The 19,066-nt window shown below is 59.1% G+C and carries 15 protein-coding genes and 2 pseudogenes; 7 read left to right on the forward strand and 10 right to left on the reverse strand.

Translation table 11 applies throughout. The annotated features are described in order from the left end of the window. Positions 1 to 251: 251 nt before the first annotated feature. Positions 252 to 1,124 (reverse strand): WYL domain-containing protein, encoded by an 873-nt coding sequence (locus tag QMZ26_RS01815; RefSeq protein WP_283220366.1) that lies wholly within the window; start codon positions 1,122 to 1,124, stop codon positions 252 to 254. 114 nt (positions 1,125 to 1,238) lie between these two features. On the opposite strand from QMZ26_RS01815, the gene QMZ26_RS01820 reads away from it, so the two are divergent. Together QMZ26_RS01820 and QMZ26_RS01825 are read left to right on the forward strand one after the other, a co-directional pair. Then, a complete protein-coding gene (locus tag QMZ26_RS01820) occupies positions 1,239 to 4,283 on the forward strand; it encodes an N-6 DNA methylase (protein ID WP_283220367.1) in 3,045 nt (1,014 codons plus the stop codon). After that, complete coding sequence (locus QMZ26_RS01825) at positions 4,283 to 4,990, forward strand: hypothetical protein (RefSeq protein ID WP_283220368.1); 708 nt, start codon at positions 4,283 to 4,285, stop codon at positions 4,988 to 4,990. The genes QMZ26_RS01820 and QMZ26_RS01825 overlap by 1 nt, the downstream gene beginning before the upstream one ends. On the opposite strand, the gene QMZ26_RS01830 is transcribed toward QMZ26_RS01825, so the two are convergent. Continuing rightward, entirely contained in the window at positions 4,903 to 5,976 is a 1,074-nt protein-coding gene (locus QMZ26_RS01830; protein WP_283220369.1) for a hypothetical protein, read from the reverse strand. The two genes, QMZ26_RS01825 and QMZ26_RS01830, sit on opposite strands and share 88 nt — an antisense overlap. Positions 5,977 to 6,135: 159 nt before the next feature. Between QMZ26_RS01830 and QMZ26_RS01835 the strand changes: the two genes are divergently transcribed. After that, the gene (locus QMZ26_RS01835) at positions 6,136 to 8,169 is read left to right on the forward strand and encodes a hypothetical protein (RefSeq protein WP_283220370.1); all 2,034 of its coding nucleotides are present in this window, start codon (positions 6,136 to 6,138) and stop codon (positions 8,167 to 8,169) included. A gap of 182 nt (positions 8,170 to 8,351) precedes the next feature. Here QMZ26_RS01835 and QMZ26_RS01840 read toward each other — a convergent pair whose 3' ends face one another. After that, complete coding sequence (locus tag QMZ26_RS01840; RefSeq protein ID WP_283220371.1) at positions 8,352 to 9,614, reverse strand: metallophosphoesterase; 1,263 nt, start codon at positions 9,612 to 9,614, stop codon at positions 8,352 to 8,354. 336 nt (positions 9,615 to 9,950) lie between these two features. Between QMZ26_RS01840 and QMZ26_RS01845 the strand changes: the two genes are divergently transcribed. After that, positions 9,951 to 11,105 carry a HEPN-associated N-terminal domain-containing protein gene (locus tag QMZ26_RS01845; RefSeq protein WP_283220372.1) on the forward strand — a complete coding sequence of 385 codons (1,155 nt, stop codon included), beginning with the start codon at positions 9,951 to 9,953 and terminating at the stop codon, positions 11,103 to 11,105. Positions 11,106 to 11,224: 119 nt separating this feature from the next. Here QMZ26_RS01845 and QMZ26_RS01850 read toward each other — a convergent pair whose 3' ends face one another. Beyond that, a complete protein-coding gene (locus tag QMZ26_RS01850) occupies positions 11,225 to 11,602 on the reverse strand; it encodes a tetratricopeptide repeat protein (RefSeq protein ID WP_283220373.1) in 378 nt (125 codons plus the stop codon). 412 nt (positions 11,603 to 12,014) lie between these two features. Here QMZ26_RS01850 and QMZ26_RS01855 point away from each other — a divergent pair, with 412 nt between their 5' ends. The 3 genes and pseudogenes from QMZ26_RS01855 to QMZ26_RS01865 form a co-directional block, all read left to right on the forward strand. Continuing rightward, positions 12,015 to 12,401: an antitoxin Xre/MbcA/ParS toxin-binding domain-containing protein gene (locus QMZ26_RS01855; RefSeq protein WP_283220374.1), complete on the forward strand. Its 387-nt coding sequence runs from the start codon at positions 12,015 to 12,017 to the stop codon at positions 12,399 to 12,401. A gap of 365 nt (positions 12,402 to 12,766) precedes the next feature. After that, on the forward strand, positions 12,767 to 12,961 hold the full coding sequence (locus QMZ26_RS01860) for a hypothetical protein (RefSeq protein WP_283220375.1): 195 nt from the start codon (positions 12,767 to 12,769) through the stop codon (positions 12,959 to 12,961). A 239-nt stretch (positions 12,962 to 13,200) separates the two neighbouring features. Continuing rightward, a pseudogene (locus tag QMZ26_RS01865) lies at positions 13,201 to 13,488 on the forward strand (NAD(P)H-dependent oxidoreductase); the annotation flags it as partial. A gap of 60 nt (positions 13,489 to 13,548) precedes the next feature. Here the strand turns inward: QMZ26_RS01865 and QMZ26_RS01870 are convergent. The 6 genes and pseudogenes from QMZ26_RS01870 to QMZ26_RS01900 all read right to left on the reverse strand — a co-directional run bounded on the left by QMZ26_RS01870 (position 13,549) and on the right by QMZ26_RS01900 (position 19,024). Further along, entirely contained in the window at positions 13,549 to 13,689 is a 141-nt protein-coding gene (locus QMZ26_RS01870) for a hypothetical protein (RefSeq protein WP_283220376.1), read from the reverse strand. Positions 13,690 to 14,278: 589 nt separating this feature from the next. Further along, positions 14,279 to 14,746: pseudogene (locus QMZ26_RS01875) on the reverse strand (histidine phosphatase family protein); the annotation flags it as partial. Between the two features lie 666 nt (positions 14,747 to 15,412). Continuing rightward, entirely contained in the window at positions 15,413 to 16,192 is a 780-nt protein-coding gene (locus tag QMZ26_RS01880; protein WP_283220377.1) for a 2OG-Fe(II) oxygenase, read from the reverse strand. A gap of 300 nt (positions 16,193 to 16,492) precedes the next feature. Further along, positions 16,493 to 17,185, reverse strand: a complete 693-nt coding sequence (locus tag QMZ26_RS01890; protein WP_283219335.1) for a 2OG-Fe(II) oxygenase — start codon at positions 17,183 to 17,185, stop codon at positions 16,493 to 16,495. Further along, positions 17,182 to 18,276 (reverse strand): bifunctional DNA-binding transcriptional regulator/O6-methylguanine-DNA methyltransferase Ada, encoded by a 1,095-nt coding sequence (ada, locus tag QMZ26_RS01895; RefSeq protein WP_283219336.1) that lies wholly within the window; start codon positions 18,274 to 18,276, stop codon positions 17,182 to 17,184. The genes QMZ26_RS01890 and ada overlap by 4 nt, the downstream gene beginning before the upstream one ends. Before the next feature lie 58 nt (positions 18,277 to 18,334). After that, on the reverse strand, positions 18,335 to 19,024 hold the full coding sequence (locus QMZ26_RS01900; protein WP_283219337.1) for a DNA-3-methyladenine glycosylase: 690 nt from the start codon (positions 19,022 to 19,024) through the stop codon (positions 18,335 to 18,337). Between the last annotated feature and the right edge of the window lie 42 nt (positions 19,025 to 19,066).

Genomic DNA, 19,066 nt, shown 5'->3' on the forward strand with positions numbered 1-19,066 from the left:
ATTCCTTTGTCGTTGCTTGGCCAGGGTAAGCGGTCGCTACCGCTCTTGGCGGGGATTTTAGGCCGCGCGCCTTGCCAAGTTTCTGAACGAGATGTGGCAGCGGGAAGTGCGCTGCTCAACGATGGCCGCAACCAGCGTCAGGCCACGTCGGGGCGCGCAATCACTTGCGTACAGACGGGACTGTTCCCGTATTGGAGCCGTACTTCAGGCATGGCGATGTGACCTCGACGCAGGCGAGCTTGGCGTGGACGTCAGTCGTCGCTGAAGCGGTAACACTGGGCGAGCGCAGGATCGCAAAGCGCAACTCGAACATGCGGTCCACTGGGGACGATATCCAATCGGTGTTGATGCAGGAAGTACTTGACCAAACACTGGCGCATGGCCGTACTCCAACGCCAGCCGGCGTGCGTATTGCTCATACCAAACTGCCGCGCGACCACTTCCTGCTGTGCTTTGGACAAGGAGGGATCTGGCTGGATGGCCACCTCTACACAGGTCTGCCACTCGACATCCAGATGCTCAATGGCGGGCAGATTGGCAGCATCGTCAGCCGGGCCACACTCTACGATGCGGTTCAGCACTAAGTCCGCAAAGCGCGCTTTCCGCTCATCATAGGCACGCACGTGCCAACGGGAGAGCACATACACTAGATTCTGCGGCCAGATGATCCGGCGCTGAGGGTCGTCGTCTGAGAACGACTGGTAGGCGATCTCGACACACTGCCGCTGACTGATGGCAGCGACCAAGGGCCTCAGCACCTGGGCGGGAATACTTCCCTGCGCGCTTGGCAGCATTTCCACTGCCAAGGCCGGCCCGGTGCCGGCCATGATGGCCGGGTCACGTGCTAGCGAGAAGGCCAGCAGGAGCTCCAAGTACTCCTGGGGATCGCCAGAGGCGTGCTGCGGCTTGAAGCGTTCAGTTGCCGTCCACGCCCTGACCTCCGGATCGTAGGCCAGAAAGCCGGGATAGCGGGCCCGGTAACTGCTAATCTCACGCGTCACGTGGTTAAGGGTCAGCCCGAAGGCCGCGCACAGATCCTTGCGCTGCAGACATCCCTCCCACAGCAGCTGGGCCTCGATAAATCTGAAACGTTGTATCTGCGCTGGACTCAGTTCAGTCGTCAACTGCGGCGGCCCCAATCAGGACGAGTAGTACCCTCGTCGGCATGCTAGCACACAAGTTGATTGCCTCAATCATTGTGTTAATATCGGACCGTTTACTCAGGGCAAAGGCTTGCCGTGAAAACCGCCGCTTTGAACAATTGGCTACATGCTTGGGGCTACCTGCAGGACGCAGGCAACCTCCACCGTGCGGGCAAGGTTCCCGGTTCGCATCCATATGCCCGCGAGATTGATGATCTCCTTGATCCCAATGGAGACATTCGCGCCCGCGCCGTCTTTGACGTCGATGGCGTCCCTACCGTTTGCTTCTTGGCCAAGGATTCGCGCACCAGCAAGAAGGCCGCCTTGGACGCCATTCGAGAGAGGATCTGGAACCAGAACCTGATCTCCATTGTCCTCGTTGTGGATCAGGAAAGCGCGCAAGCCCTCCCCGTAAGTAACCGCAAGGCCGATGCGGTCTCGCTTGGTCGCGACGAAGCCAATCCACTGAGCCCGTTTTCCAGCGCCGACGTGCAGTCGGGCTCGGTGTTCGCTGACCACCCTGAGTGGTTCTCTGCCGAGAACCGAGTCGACCAGGTCCTGCTGCGGTCTTTGAAAGTAATGGTGGACGTCCTGCAGAAGCAGGGCCTGACCAAGACCGATGCCCAGCTGCTGATGGCCCAAGTGATGTTCGTCTCCTACTTGGAGCACAGGGGCATCATCGGCGATCAGTACCGCATCGAACACGACGTGGAACCGCTCTCTGCACTGGTGGCGGCCAAGGACGCGGCCGGAATCATCAAGCTGCTCCGCCAGCTGAAGAAGGACTTCAATGGCGATCTGCTTGAGCCCGGCGAGCGCCTGGATCGATTCTGGAATGGCCTGTCGCCTGCCTCGCTCCAGAGCCTGCACGGGTTCCTCAAGCGCGATGACCTTGAAAGCGGTCAGCTCAGCTTCTGGCGCTACGACTTCCGGTTTATCCCGGTTGAGCTGATTTCAGGCATCTATGAGTCCTTCTTGTCCGAGGACAAGAGGGAGGTCGGAGCGTTCTACACACCGCGGCATTTGGCGATGCTGGCGGTGGATCTAGCCCTGGAAGACTCCAAGGATGTGCTCAGTGAGCGCATTTACGACGGTGCCTGTGGTTCAGGGATTCTGCTTACGACCGCCTTCCGGCGCTTGATCGGTCATGCTCAGGGTCGCCGCGGCGGTATGCTCACGTTTGGGGAGCGCGTAGAGCTACTGGAGCGTTCAATTTTTGGCTCAGACCTGAATCTGTCGGCCTGTCGCGTGACGGCGTTCAGTCTGTATCTCTCGGTGCTGGAGGGCCTGGCGCCGGCCGATCTGGCCACGCTCGCAGCGGAAGGAAAGGCGAAGCTCCCCAAGTTGGTGGGCAAGAACCTACGTGGCGGCGAGGTCGATGGTGACTTCTTCGACGTATCCAATCCGCGCGCGAAGCGCCCGACGTGCACCGTCTTCCTCTCCAATCCACCTTGGGTCGAACCTCCCAAGACGGTCAGCCTGAGCAGTGATACGTGGGCGCGTGCCAACGGCGTGGATCTGCCTCGGCGGCAGACGGCCGCGGCCTTTGTCTTCCGAGCCAGTCAATGCCTGGTACCGACAGGCAAAGTCTGTTTCATCCTTCCAGTGAGCCTGCTTGCCGCCCCCAGCAGCAAGGCGTTCATGCGGGATTTGCTGATGCAGTACCGGGTTGACAAGCTGATCAACTTTGGCGATGTCCGCAAGCTGCTGTTTGCATCGGCACGCCAGCCCACCATGGTGATGGTTGCCACGCCGCGACCAGAGGGTCAGCTTGGCCCTGCCCGAGATGAGCAGATCGACTACTGGACTCCTAAGGCCGATGTCAGCCTCGCCTTCAGCCGCCTGACGGTCCATGGTGCCGATCGCAGCCAGATCCGCGCGCAGTCACTTTCCTACAGCAACGAACTGCTGACCACGCTGTTCTGGGGCAATGCCCACGATGTCGCGATGATCAGCCAGCAGCGCCTTAAGGGGACATTGGGCGCGCTACTCAAGCGCGACGGCTGGACCAGCATGAAGGGCTTCCATGTTATGGACTCTTCGGTAAAGGAGCCGGCTTCATCGGAGCCTTTGGCAGCCATGTCCTTCCTGGATGCCAGATCCTTTAGCAGCGTGGGCTCAGTGCTTGACCGCGCCGTACTCAAGCCATTCCCGGCGGAAGATTGGCCGACGGTAGCTCGTATCCCGCCCGCGATGCTCAGTGCTTTCCAGGCCCCCCGAATTGTACTGACTGATGGCCTGTCCACTGACCGCAGGGTCTGCGCTGCATATTCCAGCGCTCCCTTCTGCTTCACCAGCAGCATAGGCGTGATCACCGCTCCAACTGGCCAGGCCAGGCTGCTGCGATTCATCGCCTTCTACCTGCAGTCGGACCTGGCCCGATACTTCCTGCTCATGACTGCGTATCAGATCGCGTTTGAGCGAGAGCGCGTGAGCTTGAACGACCTCAAAGCGCTGCCGTTTGTTGCGCCTGACGTGCATCGTGATCCGAAAGCTGCCGCGGGTATCGTCAAGCAGCTTACCGATCTCCTGGCGGCTATCGAAGCCAAGCCTCCGATCCTCCATAACGACTTGTACGCGGCCAAGCGCCAGGAAGCTGAGGCCCTTCTGGCTGAGTACTTTGAGCTGAGCCCGCAGCAGCATGCTCGCATCCAAGAGATCAGTGCGCTGGTGGTGGATAGCATCCAGCCGGGGACCATCTCTGATCTGAACACAGCGCTGCATCGGCGTCCCTCCGAAAGCGAAATTCAGCAGTACGGGGCAACCCTGAGCTCTGAGCTGCGCGCCTGGCAGCAGGCCGCAGGCGGAACCGGCTCCATCGAGGCTGACTTGGCATTCAACGCTGCCGGTGCCCGAGGGCCTATTGGCGTTGTGCGCATGAAGCCAAATAAGGCAGCTCAGTCCAGGATTGAGGCAGCTGAGTCGAACAAAGCCGTTCGTGCGCTGGTGGACGAACTGCGGGGCAATGATCTGTTGCCGGCAAGCTGGGGCGAGTGCCTGTACGTGATGGGCGACATCATTATCCGACATGAAGACAACATCTACCTGGTGAAGCCCTTCATTAGCCGCTTCTGGATGACCGGATCGGCTCAGCGTGATGCCGAACGCATCGTGCGCTACGCCAGGGGAATGGAAAGCTGATGGAAACCAAAGCTATGGATAGCGCTAGCAAAGACCCTTGGCAGGAAATGTTCCCGCTCAACGAGGCGCGGCAAGCCACTGAGTTCCTGGTAACCACATGGCATCGCATTACCAGCGAGAGCCCTGACCGCTTCAGCCCTGGCATGTCGGAGCCGGTACTCACCGAGATCTTCTGGTGGTACCTGAACCAAACCAGCACATCCGTTGGCCGCCTCACCGGACAGTGGAGCTATGAGCGCCATCTGCTGGAGCTTGATCCAGCAACAAAGAAGTTCATGAAGCGCATGCGCATGGATATCACGTACTTCTCCAACGCCCAGCTACCTCAGCTGGACATGGTGTACGAGTTCAAGAAGCTCAAGCCGGAATCCGCCAGCCGTGGCAAGTACCGGGGCAAGGACGGCCTGCAACGCTTCGTTGACGGTTACTACGCCAAGCACCAGCCCATCGCGGCAATGGTTGGAATGACGCTCAGTGATCGAGCTGGCTGCATCAGCAAGCTTGCTGCGGACCTGGCCAAATCGACTGCTCACACCTCGCTGTCCATGGTGGCCAACGGCGCGGGCAAGCACGTCTGCGCCCCCTCTGAGGTCTTTGGCACTCATGCAGAGTTCGACACTCAGCATGTTCGGCCCGCCGACCAGGCCTGGGCAGGGGGCAACATCCGGGTTGCGCACATCTTCCTGCCGCTTCCAGGCTGTACGTGATGGCATGATCGACCGAGCTCCGGTGCCCGCTCGAGGCACCGGAGCCCTGGTCGGTCAGTCAGCGCTACTGCGGCAGCTTGATCATGGCCAGAAGCGTCCGAAACCGTTTCGTCGTATCGCTCAACGAACTTGTGAATCTTCTCGCGATCGACGTTGTAGCTCTCGATCCAGCTGCCGATCGCCAGTCCTATGACGTCGATCAGGCCGCGGAACTCGAAGTAGTGGATGCTCCCCGTGTCGGGCAACTTCAACCTTGCGCCGCTTACGCGGAAGGAAATGCGTCGCACACTGCTCGCCCTCACCTGTGATGAGTTGAGGTTGGACATGTGCAGCAGCCCATTGCGAAGTTCCCAAAGCTCTTCGGCGGTGATCTCTAGCGGCGCAAGATCCGCATAGTCCCGCAGCCAGCGGATGAACGAGGATGGGGCGCGCACGTCGCCGTACTCCACGTACGCAAGACTATCAATGCAGCTCAAGAGGAGCTTCATCGAAGAGACGTAAAGTCCCTTCTGATACGTCAGCCTGATCGCGGCGAAGTAGTCATCGTTGATGAGCTTGTCAAACCGGGCCCCCTCGCTGGTGACGTACTTGGTGAACCAGTCAACCATCTGACCGTGTTCACCGGCAGCAAGGGATGCTTCACCTACGTCGAACTCACCGAGCTGACTGCTGTAGTTGTACGTAACTCGCCCTTTGATCACCGGGGACACCAGGACCAATGGTCCTTGCCCGGCGCCGGCATGAGACAACGCCTCATCGAAAAGCTCTCGCTCAGTACCCAACCTGCAGCGCGTGTTGTATTCGTGCCTGGTAAAAGGCCGGGAGAGCTTGACCTTGGTCGCCCGCTGAAGATCAGCCTTGACGTTCTTTTGCAACAGCTGCCTTCCGACATCGTCGTCACCATCGAGATCGTGAGCCGCATAGCCCACGCGGTCACAACGGTCGTCTGGATCAAAGTATAGGTAGAGGTTGTAGATGGATTCCATGGCGAACGCACCCTCCTTGATTGAGTTAAACGGCTCTGCGCAGCACAGAAGTGACGTCAAATCATTGGCATAGCGTCAAAAAATTGAATGCCAAACAGGCGCTGCACTTAATGATGCTACTGCGTTATGGTGTGGTCCCGCGAGCATTCATCTGGTGACATGAAGTTCCTTGGATTCCCTACTGACGACCATCTTTGGGCGGTAAAGTGGTGCGATAAACATCGCCAGATGCACGAGAAAAGCAGATCGTCCAGCGTAGAAATCCTTCTGCAGCAGATCCCCGCTCGCGATGCCCAAATGCTTCGCCGCATGTCAGAGTCAGAGGTCGGCCAGTTCCTGGCACGGGATAAGAACGTAGCTGCACAATTTCGCACAGCCCTACTTGATGCCGGCTCGCTGCCCGCCATCCGGGTGGGTCAGGTGTATCAGTCCGGCCGTCGGGTGGGCGATCTCCGCACCAGCACCTTGATGCTGGACATGCCCGGTGGCGAGCAGCTGATGAGGGAGATATCTCTCGGCGACAATCTTGTGAAGCCGCCGGGCTGGGCTGAAAAATACAACTTCCGACTGCTCAACCCATCGCAGTACGAACTCCCCTATCGGACTTACGACATGTCCCGGTGCGTCGTGCGACGAATTGAGCATGGCGGAGCTGAGGTCGACGTCGTCATTCCCCGGATGCTGATTGAGCAGACCTTCTACTACCCCGACTCGCGCATGATCCACATCGCGGCCAAGGGTGATTGGGACGTCCAGAAGGATGAACTTCTTTACCTGAAGCCCATGACCAATGGGCTCGAGACAGCCATCTGCGCGGAAACCGGCGCATGGAAGGTCGTGGTGCGCACCCACATCCTAGACATGCACGCCCCGGGCTTGGCCATCTTCGCTCACAGCCCATACGCCCAGCACAGCGTAAATCTGATTTACAGCAACGCGTTGCTGGAACGAGGCTCTGATCGATTTGCGCCTTGGCATGCGTCCGGTCGGATTCCGTGGGATCCGGAGCTGGGTCCTTTTCGGTTGAGGTTGCGCGGGCTCATGCTCAAGTCCAACCGCATGAAAGGCACCGAGACATTCCTGGTCACGCACATCGCCGGCTGGACCCTGCCTGCTCACGTACCCACCATTCTGGCCGAGCGCGAGAACAGCGGGTTGAAGTCGCAGGACGGAACAGAAGACCCTAATCGCAATCGGGGCGGCAGGTCGGAAGGCCGAGGCAACAACCAGCGGGACATTGAATCGGGCGTGGATGCCAATCCCCAGTTCGGAAATGAGGGCTTCGATACCACTGCAATTGAGTGGCTAGAGGAGCCACGCGTTGAGACCCAAAAGAAGAAAAGCCATATCTCTCCCACAGGTGAGCCCACCACTGGTGGGTCAGAGAATCCCGATCAAACCCAAGAGGCATCAACGGGTGACGACGGCGGCCAAGAAGGAAATCCTGGCAAAGCCACCGTGCGCGCGATCACTCATCCCCCGTCAGCGTCCTTCTCCCGCCTCCTAGAGGCACTGAACAAGCTGAAAGCTGAGGGGTTCATTTCAGCTCATTCGCTGTTCTCTCCCAATGACCCCGCGCAGCGTGAGGTGCGCGGCGTTGGTGACTGCTGGAACTTTCTGTCGGACGAGGTAGCCAATGGGGAGAACATGAGCGGCAAGCTCCCTCGCCGCGGATGGGTGATCCTCAGACCCGGTGAAGGTAGGCCGCTTCCTCGAGCGGCTCTCGTGGTGCACATTGCAATGGGCAGCAGTGATATCTACTGGGTCGAGATCGAACGACGCACAGCCCACGACGGCATGCGCTCTCCTATCCTGGCCAATATTCCAGCGTCACGAGCTGAGTCAATCATCGGGGAAATGCTGCTTAAGATTGCCGAAAGCGAAGGTCGAGGGCTGCCGGCGATCGCCCGGCGGGCGGTGGCTGACCAAAGTTCGCCTGCCAATTCTGCCGTGTTCAAGCACGCCTACACCTACAAGAAATCGCCCCCGATGTCGCCGACCGAAGCCAAGCAGGCCGACGAGAGCGCGGCCTCTGATGCTGCTGCAAGCCAGTCAGCCGAGGGCGACTCGCCTGTGCAGAAAGAGCAACCACCGGCGCGGATTGTCGAGGGACTAAACATCGAGGCGATGAAACGGGTGCTACGGCTGGCCATCGGCGCGCCAAGCACGTTGAAGAAGGAGGCGGCCGCATAGAGGGGCCCAACCATCGTCTGTCGAACCGCCTTGTGTTCGACTTCCCGTCTCCTCACGTGGCCCAGCCGTCGGATGGGCCAGCCATCGTCCGAGCCGTCGTTTGATTCGAGCCTGGGGCGTGTCGTACCTATGCTGACCAGTGGCGGAGAGTCCTTTGGCTGCCGGATGACAGGCCACCGTCTCTACGGGTCATCGCCACCAAACTCGGTGCGAGCAGCGTGCAGCACACGATTTGGGTCGACGGTGAGCATTGCAGCCGGTGAGATATCGTCGAGAAGGCGGTGCGCGGAGAGGAACCATTCGAGCTCGCCCCATCCAGTGGTACGACGCATCCCGCCTGACTCGCGCTCAAAAGGTCCGAAGTCGCGTAGCACTGCCAAGATCTCGGCCAACTGGCCTATTGGGCGGCCATCGGCATGAAACTGCCAGGGAGGGTACCGGTAGCCCGGGGCCGGGTGGGCGACGTAAACACCCAGCAGGTGCCCACTGCGGCGCAGCTCGCTGACGTAGCGGATGCCGCGGCCGCGCTGTGCGCCTATGTTGTCTCCAACCTCTTCTGCACCGAGCCATTCGTTGCTCAGCTCCACGCGCAGCGCGGCCGCATCGAGCAGGATCGCCTGTGCAGGGTCCTCCGTACTGATCTCAACTACCAGGTTCGGATCAAACTCAGCATTCTCTGGGCACCAGCGTCCTTCTGAATCGATCAGGGGGTAGCCCAGAGGGTTGCAGACGACTCTGGCTTTACCCACCTGGTAGTCGATTGAATCGTGGATGTGGCCGTGGATCCACAGATCTGCCTTGGACACCAACGCCTCCAAGTCCGAAGCGTAGGCCGCCGACAGAGAATGCCCGCTGTATCTGTCAGGGACTGATCGCGCAGACGGCGCCATGTGGGTGACAACAACCGTCGAACCAGCAAACGGCTTCGCCAGCTGGCTCGCAAGCCAGCGTCGTTCATCCGAATGCCACTGAAGGACATCGATGGGCCGGATCTTTCGGTATCCGGCTCTGGCCAGCCTGATCTTCCGATAGTCGTTCATTGACGTCGCGGCCGATTGCATCGCTTCCCGAACGCTGTCTGGGCCCAGCAGGCGGAAGTCTGTCCACAGGGTTGCGCCGAGAATACGCACGTTCCCTACGACCAGCTCGCCCTTATCGAGAAAGTGAATATGGCCGGTGGCGGAGCAGGCTTCAGCCAGCTTTACCTTCAGGGTGTCGATCTTCTGTCCATAGGCCTCGTGGTTCCCATGGACATAGACAACCGGGAGGTCGGGAAAGGTCTGGTCGGCCCACGATACGGCTCGCTCACCCACATCAATGTCGCCGGCCAGAATGACCAGGCTTGGCTGACATATACCCAAGTTGGGCTGCAAAGCACCCAAGAGCTGCTGCGCCTGCTGAGGTGCATCACCCCACACCTCATGATGGAGGTCGGACAAGATCAAGATTGGCATCGCTAGACGCCTCAGCTCTAAGCACAACGCCCGCACTTGGCCGCGAGACCGCGCCATTGTCACAGGCACGGTCGCCAGTGCGCGCTACAACCTTGCACCCTTGGTTGAACGGTGTCTATCGCGTGAGCCTGCTGGTACGCCTCGCGCCTGAGCCACTCCGGCCTATGGCAATAGCCACGCTATTGGACATGGCCACGCGCAACCCAAGGAAGCTGTTCAGCTATTCAGCGTTCGACAAAGTGCCCCTCCCGTAACGTTGCGATGACCAGTGGCTTACCAGAGGGGCGTGGCTATACTCAACCGGCCCACGGAGCGCATGGAGACACAATGGGATGGGTCAAGCACATGTGGATGGACGCCCAGGAGCGTGGGTGGAACTCGCTTGAGGGAAAAGCCTGCGAGAGCTGCGTAAATCAGAAGGATATATGGCGACTGTCGCACTCATGCATTGAGAACGGACAATGCGACTACTGTGAGAAGCCGGACACCGCTGTTCTAGCCGTCGACAAGGTGCAAGAGCACCTGTATGAGGTCCTTGATGCTTACTACGCGGAGCCTGCGAACGCAGGTACGCCCTGGGTCGATGGCGAATGGATCGTAGAGTTGATCGACACGGACGATGTCCTGCAGGACCTCGGCTTCTATCCCAATGACGCGCTACGCGCTGAGATCATTGATGCGGATCTGACGGAGCAGTGGGTCAGGGCTGCACGCGGCCATTGGGCAGACATCCAGGATGAGGAGGTGATGCTCTACTCCTGGGACAGCTTCTGCCAGGCGACAAAGCACCAGACCAGGTTCAACTTCCGAAGCGTGCGCCATGAAGCGTATGAGCAGGAAGTACCCGTTGCAGACATGCTGGACGTTGTTGGAAATGCAGTAAGCGCGCTGATCAAGACGCTTCCAGATGGGACAGAGCTGTATCGGGCAAGGTATCTTCCCGCTGCCGAGTTAGCTCAGGTATCAGCATCTACCATGGGGCCTCCACCCAAGGAGGTGGCTTCGGCTGGACGTATGAATCCTGCTGGGATCCCCTACTTCTACGCGGCGTTCGACGTGTCCACAGCGCTCGCGGAGATCGGGCCAGCCCCTGAGGGAAAGCTGCCGGCAGCCGCGATATTCCACAACTCAAAGCCGCTTAAGGTTGTGGACTTTTGTGAGCTGCCAGACGTTCCCTCGGTGTTCGCAACGGATCAAAGGGCCGAAAGGGTTACGGCGCGCTTTTTGCAAGGGTTCGTGAGCGCGATTACTCGCCGTGTCGAGAAGGATGGACGGGAGCACATTGACTATGTCCCTTCGCAGATCGTTTGTGAATACCTGGCGCAGTCATACACGCCTGAGGGAGACGAAGCGATCGATGGAATACTATTCCCCAGTGCGGTGCACGAGGGCGGAAGGAATCTTGTCGTCTTCCCGTCAGGAAAGTACTTCCAGACGGATCGATTCAAAGCACTGTCGTTCGTAGGTGCCGCCCAGGTTTGACGCCCCTTCGCCCGCTTCCCACGGATCTGCCACCTCCTTCCAGTGGCGTCACCTTGCTGCCGAAAGGAAGTGAGGGCGGCGATGATCGTTCCCTGCCATGGCCTTGGGCTAGCGCGCAGCTAGCCTTGTCGGTTTGGAGTGCGTGCCTGCGGTGGCCGTCCGAGGCCCGTGCTTAAAGCGGGTGACGCGTTACCGACTGAGCCTGCGCAAAAGCGCATCTCTTTCCCGGCTTGTACGTCCCCATTGGTCTCAGCCGTGGCGATGCCTGCTTCCCAAGCCATCGCCGCCGCTCCGGCGTCGCCGGCGGCCAAGTGCGCCTTTCCCAGCAACTTCCAGGCTGCCGAATAGTCAGCCTTCTGCCTGGTGGCCTCGGACAGGTGCTCCACAGCCTTTGGATAGTGCTGCTGGTCAAGATAGGCCTTGCCCAGACCGAAGCGAAGCAGCGCCGAATCAAGCCCAGCCTCTAGCATTCGCTCTAAGGCTTGGAGGTCAGTCATGACCAGGTCCCCGCGGCACCGGCAGGGTCAGATAGCCGCCTCGGTGAAAGATCAGTGGCGCTCCCTCGGGCTAGGCCATCTCAAGTACCCAACCAATGATCAGGTGATGATCGCCCAGGCGCTGCGCCTGGTAGGTATCACACTGAAATGTTGCCACTGCCCGCAAGGCATAGGCAGCCGGGCAGTGAAAAGAGGCCGTCAGGTACCTATTTTGGTCCATTCGGTCCAGAACGGTCCAAATTCTCACTGGAACAGAACGTGCCTAATCAATTAATCCGCTACACGGCACGCACGCACTATGCCTTCCACCTCCAGCGAGCACTGCTCGGCACCGCCCGTGGTGGGAGCCTTGAGCGTAAGATCGGCGTTTAGACCCTTCCTCCTTGGCTGTTCCAACTCCCTGCGAGATGCCATGAGCGAGTCGTTTTCCCGAGAAGATCGGCAACTTGCCGGCCCAGCGATGAAGGCGTTCACCCAGATCGCCCACGCTTGGTCACTGAGCTCGCAGGAACAGACCGCGCTTCTGGGACGGCCTGTGGAATTGGCATTCGCGATCCTGGACACAGGCATTGCTGATCGCCATTGGCCTGAAACCTTGGAGCGGATCAGCTACCTGATCGGGATCTACCGCCTGCTGCACCTCATCTTCTCTGATCAGCACCAGGCAGATGGGTGGGTCCGACGCCCCAACAGCGCCAGCCTATGCAAAGGAAAGAGTGCACTGGAACTCATGTGCAGTGGACAAATGGCTGACTTGGCCGCGGTGCGCCAACATCTGGAAGCCAATGCTCTGGGCTAAGCCTGCTTGAGGCTACCCGACCCGCCACGATCGGCGGTCCCGACACAAAGCCAGCCCGTCAGCTGGCCCCTCAACCAGCTTGGCAGCAACGCTCTGGCGACTGGCCCCGGCAGCCGCCCTATATAACCTGTAGGCAACCACTGAACTGCAGGCTTTTCGATCCCTAGACGCCCCTGCGGCAGCGCCCAGCTGCCACCCCATCCTGGGGCGTTCGGCCAGGACGCCATCACCCAGGCCTGCTGAGTTGGAAACAAGATCGAACATCCATCGCCAACGTTCTTGCAACCTGCCTAAATAGATATGTGGACATCCCTTGATGGGCGGCAATGATGCCGAGGTCCACGAACCTTTAGGAGATAAAATCTATGAAAATCAACATTTGCCGTATCACCCTCAATCGCTTCATCGCCGTTCCACAGGGTCACGCCCTGCCTGAGTCTTGGGCAGGAGCCAAGTTCTTCAAGACCATCGACCTCCATCCCGACGATGAAAGGATTGGTATTGGGAACCCCAAAGCCATCCTGGCAGCAATCGAGCAGGACGGCTTCGCGCTGATGTGAAGACCCGGGGCGCAATCGCCCTTGTAAGTTTGGTCACCCTCACGGGGAAGTCCACAGGGCGGCAATCGATGCCGCCCGTGACTTCTACAATCTTCCGGGTTGGCAACAGCAAAGGCCGATCAGGCTTTCCGAGAGTGGAATTGGACCATCACCAGCGAGCAGTCCATGGCCATCGCGTTCATGGCCTGGGCATCTCCGCGGCAATGGAAACCGGCCCAGTCTGCTTGGGCAATGCCGCCCAGACCCGTATGTTCGATGCTTATGGGCTGCCTATGCTTGACAGCGTGGACAAGAGCCACCCCGAAGTTCAGCGGCTGCGGGAATGGTCACTGTGGTCCGAGGGACAGGTCTGGGTTTCGCCAGAGCGACACGGAGCCGTCACTGGCGTGTCCAAGAACCAGCTCGACTGGTTGCCGTTCGAGGATGGCGTTGTGCGCCCCACGCAGGGCAGGACGCTGGCGGTGATGCAGGTGAGCGGTGGCTCCCAATCGTTCAATACGGTCAAGACCCTGCGGGTGCTCGGCCGGTGCCGGATCGCGCGTCCTCTTATCAGGGGCCAGTCCTCGATGCCTAGCCTCCAGGATCGGCTAGCTACCTGATTCTTCCGGGTTGGCCAGCTGCACTCGGTCGCCCAGCAAATCATTCTCGACCAGGTCGAACAGGCTGGCTATGAAGTGCGGCAGGGTGCGCTCCGTGGAACTCGGCCAGTGTTCGAGCTCACCGATCACGTCGGGCAGCAGTTCCTGGAGCTAGCAAGCAGCGTCGTCGAGGTCGCTCATACAAGTGACCGTAACATCGATATTTAACCGTAACACCTGCCGGTTACGGTCAAATCTATCTGTTACGGTCCCGCGCACGAACGTATTAATGGCTTTCTTGGTAGTGCAATAGCCAACGAACGCCATTGAGGGACTCTAAGCAATCTATATAAGTCCGGATCAGGATGATTCGTCCCCAGACGTAATACGCTACTCGCAGTCGATGTCTGCTCTCGGCCAGCAGAGGAAATTTTTGATGCAACAGAGAAGCGCTAAGCTTGCCGTCCTCGCACTGGCACTCCAATGCGTTCGCGCAAGTGAGGGGGCGCTGGAAGTGGCGTACTTGGAAGCCGCCTCGATCCATAGATCAAGCTTTTCATCTAGTTCAAGTCCAACAGCCGAGACGTCGGAATCTCCCAGCTGACCAAACAGCGCTGACGGCTTGTCGAAGTTCACCTCCATTGAACTTTCATCGAACTTCACAAAGATAGCGCTAAGCGGGGCGTAGAGCGCGACGCTAACATTATGACACGCCATAGAGATTATGATCAGAGGATTCACCAGGGGGACGGAAATAGAACTTTCCGACAAGTCGTCGCTGAGCGGCCAGCTCTGGGAAGGTGGCGACGATGCCGCTGGAGGTATAGCGATCCAGAATGCCGAATTCCTTCTCCCGCAGGCGCTCATCAATGACCAAACGCCGGTCATTGCCGCGCACGTCTGCCACTGCCTGTGCGGTTTGCTGCGCACGCACATACGGAGAGGCCAGTACAACCTGAGGTCGCTGATGTTCCTTAAGTCCCTTGATCCATGCGCCAAGCGCTTGGGATTGGCGCTGCCCAAGCGATGAGAGCGGTACATCTGCATCGCGGTGTTCCAGTTCGATCAGAGTGATGTTGTTTGCCTCGGCGTAGTCACGTGCCACGTTCCCAGCACTCTGGCCATGCCGTACCACCCAGATTCTCTCCGGCCACCGCGTGGTGCCCCCCTCCATCGCACTACTATGCTGCACGTCGGCCTCCTGCATCTCCTGTTCGGTCGTTCTAGCCCGGAGGGAGTAATTCAGGCGTGAATTTAACTCTGCCCCTACCACGCCCTGAAGCACTCCTAGCGCAATTTAGTTACCGATCAGCGAGCCGATATGTCCCAATTGATGCATGTTCTTTCCGAACATTATCAGCGCACCATTGCAGAGATTTAAGCTTATGAGGGAGAAAATTTCGGTGCGTGACGGACCAGTGCAAATATTACTTGGTTGGTGGTGGCCGCAAGGCAGAGGGCATTGATGCGCAGTTGCCGCAGGGTTAGGCATCGAATCGATGTGGGCTTGGGGCGAAAAGTCGCTACTCTTACCGCAAGATCATGTTCAACAGGGTCTATTCATGTCTGAACGGGAAATCCCGGACTTGTAGAAGGGACAGGAATTTTCAGGCCGGCTGTTGGGCGAGATTCAGGTGACCAGAACGTCGTAGGCTCAAAGGATGATCGGGGCTCGACGGTCGTGGCGACACTCGTCCGTGGACCACGCGGCGAATCCGAGGACACTTGCCCGCTCAGCTGCTCTTTAGAAGAGTGTTCGCTCGACACCTGTGGCGGCGACCGCGCTCTTGCTGTTGTTCCTCAAAGTTAAATCCCTTCCAAATACACGCGGCACTTGGGCATCAAGGAGCTGAAGAAAAATTAGTCGGAAAAGCTATTTTGCGTCATGGAAGATAATACCCAGCGTGTGTCGCTGGCCCGCGAGCAGCCTGCTCACCCCATGTCGTAAATTAGCTCTGTAGAATCCCCTTGCCGAACGTACCGGCCGATGGTTGACGGCGAATACCACTGCATCGCCTTGGCCCAAGGGCACCACCTCTGCCCTGCCTGGTCGCTTGGGATCGCTCTCAGTCAGCAGCAGCTCTCCTCCTTCAAAATCCCGGCCGGGCTGATCCAACAGAAACACTACCTGCAGCGGGAAGACGTGATCGCCGTACAGGTCTTGGTGCAAGCAGCAGTAATCGCCGGCTTGGTATCGCAGCAACAGTGGGGTTGGGCGCGGCTGGCCGGCCCGGTTGCAAATCTCCCGAAACTCCGCATGGGTAGCAGGAAAGCGCTCTCCAATGCGCATTGCGGTATGCCAACGGTTGGCTATGGGGGCGAGATGCGAATACAAGGATTCGCGCAGGCGACCCACTAGATCCGGCAACGGATAGCGAAAGTACTTGTAGACGCCTCGACCAAACGCGTAACGTTCCATCACAATGCGACTGCGGAACAAATCCTCTTCTAAAAATAGATCTGCTGTCTGGCGACACTGCGCAGGACTTAGCAGCCCGGGCAGGACGGCAAGCCCCTCGCGGGTGAGCTGGGTTTCAAGCGTGTTCCAGGCGCTGTGTTCGATTCGATCTTCCAGGCTTAGGTAATCGACAGGAAGAGGGCCGGGAAGGGACGTCTCAGGGAGGGTGAACAGGGTTTGCGTCGTCATGATCATGTCGCTTTCTTTGGGGAGTTTTCAGCCTTCCAAGCTGCGTACCGCTCAGGCATGCATACTGCACATGGGCGGTAGCCGGCGGCCACTGCTGTTGCTTCGTCGATGAAAAAGACGCGATGTTTGACGTACCCCCCCCGGGCGATGGCCTGGAGCGCTGCCCGACAGTTCAGCCGACCATATATCTTCCCGCCTCGATGCCCGCCCAGTGTTCCCGGCACACTGCTGGCGTATGGTTTCTTGTCCGCGCCAAGCAGTGTCCATGACTTTGCAGACACGGAAGTCGGGCGCGGAAGGCCGGTGTCATCGCGTGTCATGGAAGAAAAGCTCCAGTCCCCGACGTTCACCGCTGCGCACCCTGCTGATGGCGTGCTTGAGATTTACCCGGTAATACCCCTTACTGCCCTTGAAGGGCCGCTGTGCGGTGCTGATGATGGCCGCATCTCCTTGGGTCAGGGGCAGCACCATAGGCCGGGACTGCATGCGTGGCCTCTGTTCGGTCATCACGAATTCGCCGCCAGTGAAGTCTTGCCCAGGCGCCGACAACAGACCGATCAGCTGCAAGGGGAATATCAGCTCGTCCTCGGCGCGTTGGTGAAGCGCCAAGTAGTCCGATTCGCCAAGTTGGGACAGATGGCTCTGGCCACGCACCTGCCCCACTTCACGCTGCCGTTGTTGGAAGGCCTTGAGCGTTAGCGGGTAACGGTCATCGACTCCCAGTACCTGATTCCAGCTGTTGGCGATCGCGGCCAAATGCGGATAAAGCGACTGGCGCAGAGTGCCCAACGGTTCGGGCATATCGTCGGCATAGTAGTAGAGTTTGCCTCGCCCCATATCTACCGAGGTCAGGGACACCCATCCTTCGTCCGTTCCCTCCTCTATCGACGGCAAATCCGGCAACAGTAGACCGGGCAGGAGTGCATAGCCCTCCCCATCCAGCTGGCGGGCAATTTCTTCCCAATCCAAGGCTTCAATGGTGGTTGCCAATACACTCATGATTGCTGTCCTTTTGTAGCCTGCACCTCACGGCGCAATAGTTCTCGTTTACGCTCCACCCCCCAACGATAGCCCGATATATCACCGTTTCGTCGCACGACACGGTGACAAGGAATGGCAACCGCCAAGTGATTGGCAGCGCAGGCCTGGGCCACTGCACGCACCGCTTTGGGCGTGCCGATGCGCTCGGCGATCTGCGCATAGCTGGCGGTCTCGCCAGCAGGTATCTCACGAAGGGCTTGCCACACGCGCTGCTGAAAGACCGTACCTCGCACGTCCAATGGCAAATTCAGTCCAATCCCGGGCGCCTCAATGAACCCAACCACTTGGGCAACCAGCTTCTCGAAGTTGCCATCTCCGCCCACGAGCTCCGCTTTGGGGAACTGGTCCTGTAAGTCGCGCACCAGCCGATCAGGGTCGTCGCCCAAGAGAATGGTGCAAATGCCGCGTTGGCTCTGTGCCACCAAAATTGCGCCCAGTGCAGATTCACCTACAGCGAACCGAATCACCGTTCCGATGCCGCCCGCACGATACTCCTTTGCTCGCATGCCCAAGACCTCCTCGGACGTTTCGTAAAAACGGCTGTTGGAGTTGAAGCCCGCGCCGTAGATGGCGTCGGTCACCGTGCCGACGGACGAGTTCAATTCCTCACGCAGTTTGCGGGCACGAAATGCGGTGACGTAGGCCTTGGGCGTCAGGCCGGTTTCCGCTTTGAAAACGCGATGGAAGTGGAAGGGACTCATTCCCGCTTCCGCGGCCAACTCATCCAGATTTGGAGCGGTTTCGGCTGTCTCGATCTGACGGCAGGCACGCGCCACCAAGGCCGTGCGTTGTGCTGCGGCGATGGTGCGATCGCCCTTGGCGCGACGGCTCGCACGGTAGCCTGCTGCTTCAGCTGCCTGCTCGGAGTCAAAGAACACCACGTTCGCGCGCTTTGGCAGCCGCGCCGAAGAACTAGGGCGGCAATACACACCTGTGGTCCGCACGGCATAGACGAAGTGGCCGTCTGCGTGGACGTCTCTCGCCTGCACCGCTTCCCAGCGCGCATCGTCAGTATCGTAAGCAAAAGGAGAAGGATCTTGCATGTTCATGGTGTGGTCCTGAGTTCACGACGTGGACACTGTAAATTACAATTCATGCGCAAGAAATCTATTTCTTGCTATCGAACTCAAGCCCCTGTTCACGTGCTGGCAACCTCCAGAGATACCAAGCCGCCACTGTCCGATACGGACTCCAAGCCCGGCCCAGCTCACGCATCTGGCGTGGTGTTGGAGCTTTTTCCAGGTCTTTGAGGCGCCGATAGCCCTCTCGCACTCCAAAGTCATCCACTGGCAGGATGTCTGAACGCTCCAAGCTGTAAATCAGAAACATCTCCACGGTCCAGCGCCCGACCCCTTTGAGCGAAACCAGCCTTTCGATCAGCGCCTCGTCACTCAAAGCGCGCGCCTCTGCAAGGTTGGGGACCACGCCCTCCAGCGTAGCCTGGGCGATTCCCCGGATGGTGGCGAGCTTGGCCGCCGAAAACCCGCAAGCGAGTTGTTGCTCTGGATCAGTTGCCAGCAGCTGAGTTGCTGAGGGGAACGTCGAATCTGGGTACAACGCCAAAAATCGCGCCAAGATGGCGTCACCGGCCTTGGCGTGCAGTTGCTGGTAGGCGATGGCACGGACCAAGGCCTCATAAGGCTCTCGTGCCGGTTTCGCCGTGTGCCGGCACGGGCCGACCATCTCGATGTGGCGGGCCCATGCCGGATCAAGAGCGGAAAGAAAGGCGACCGCCTTTGCATAGGCGTGCGGCGAAAGGTCGGCTGCGCCAGCGGTAGTTGTCGAGGCAAGGATCATCGAATGCGGTTCTTATCTGGACCATCGTTGTGCTGCGGCCGG

Origin of the sequence: Stenotrophomonas sp. PFBMAA-4, assembly GCF_030053215.1 — a bacterium.
In the GTDB taxonomy this organism is placed as follows: Bacteria; Pseudomonadota; Gammaproteobacteria; order Xanthomonadales; family Xanthomonadaceae; genus Stenotrophomonas.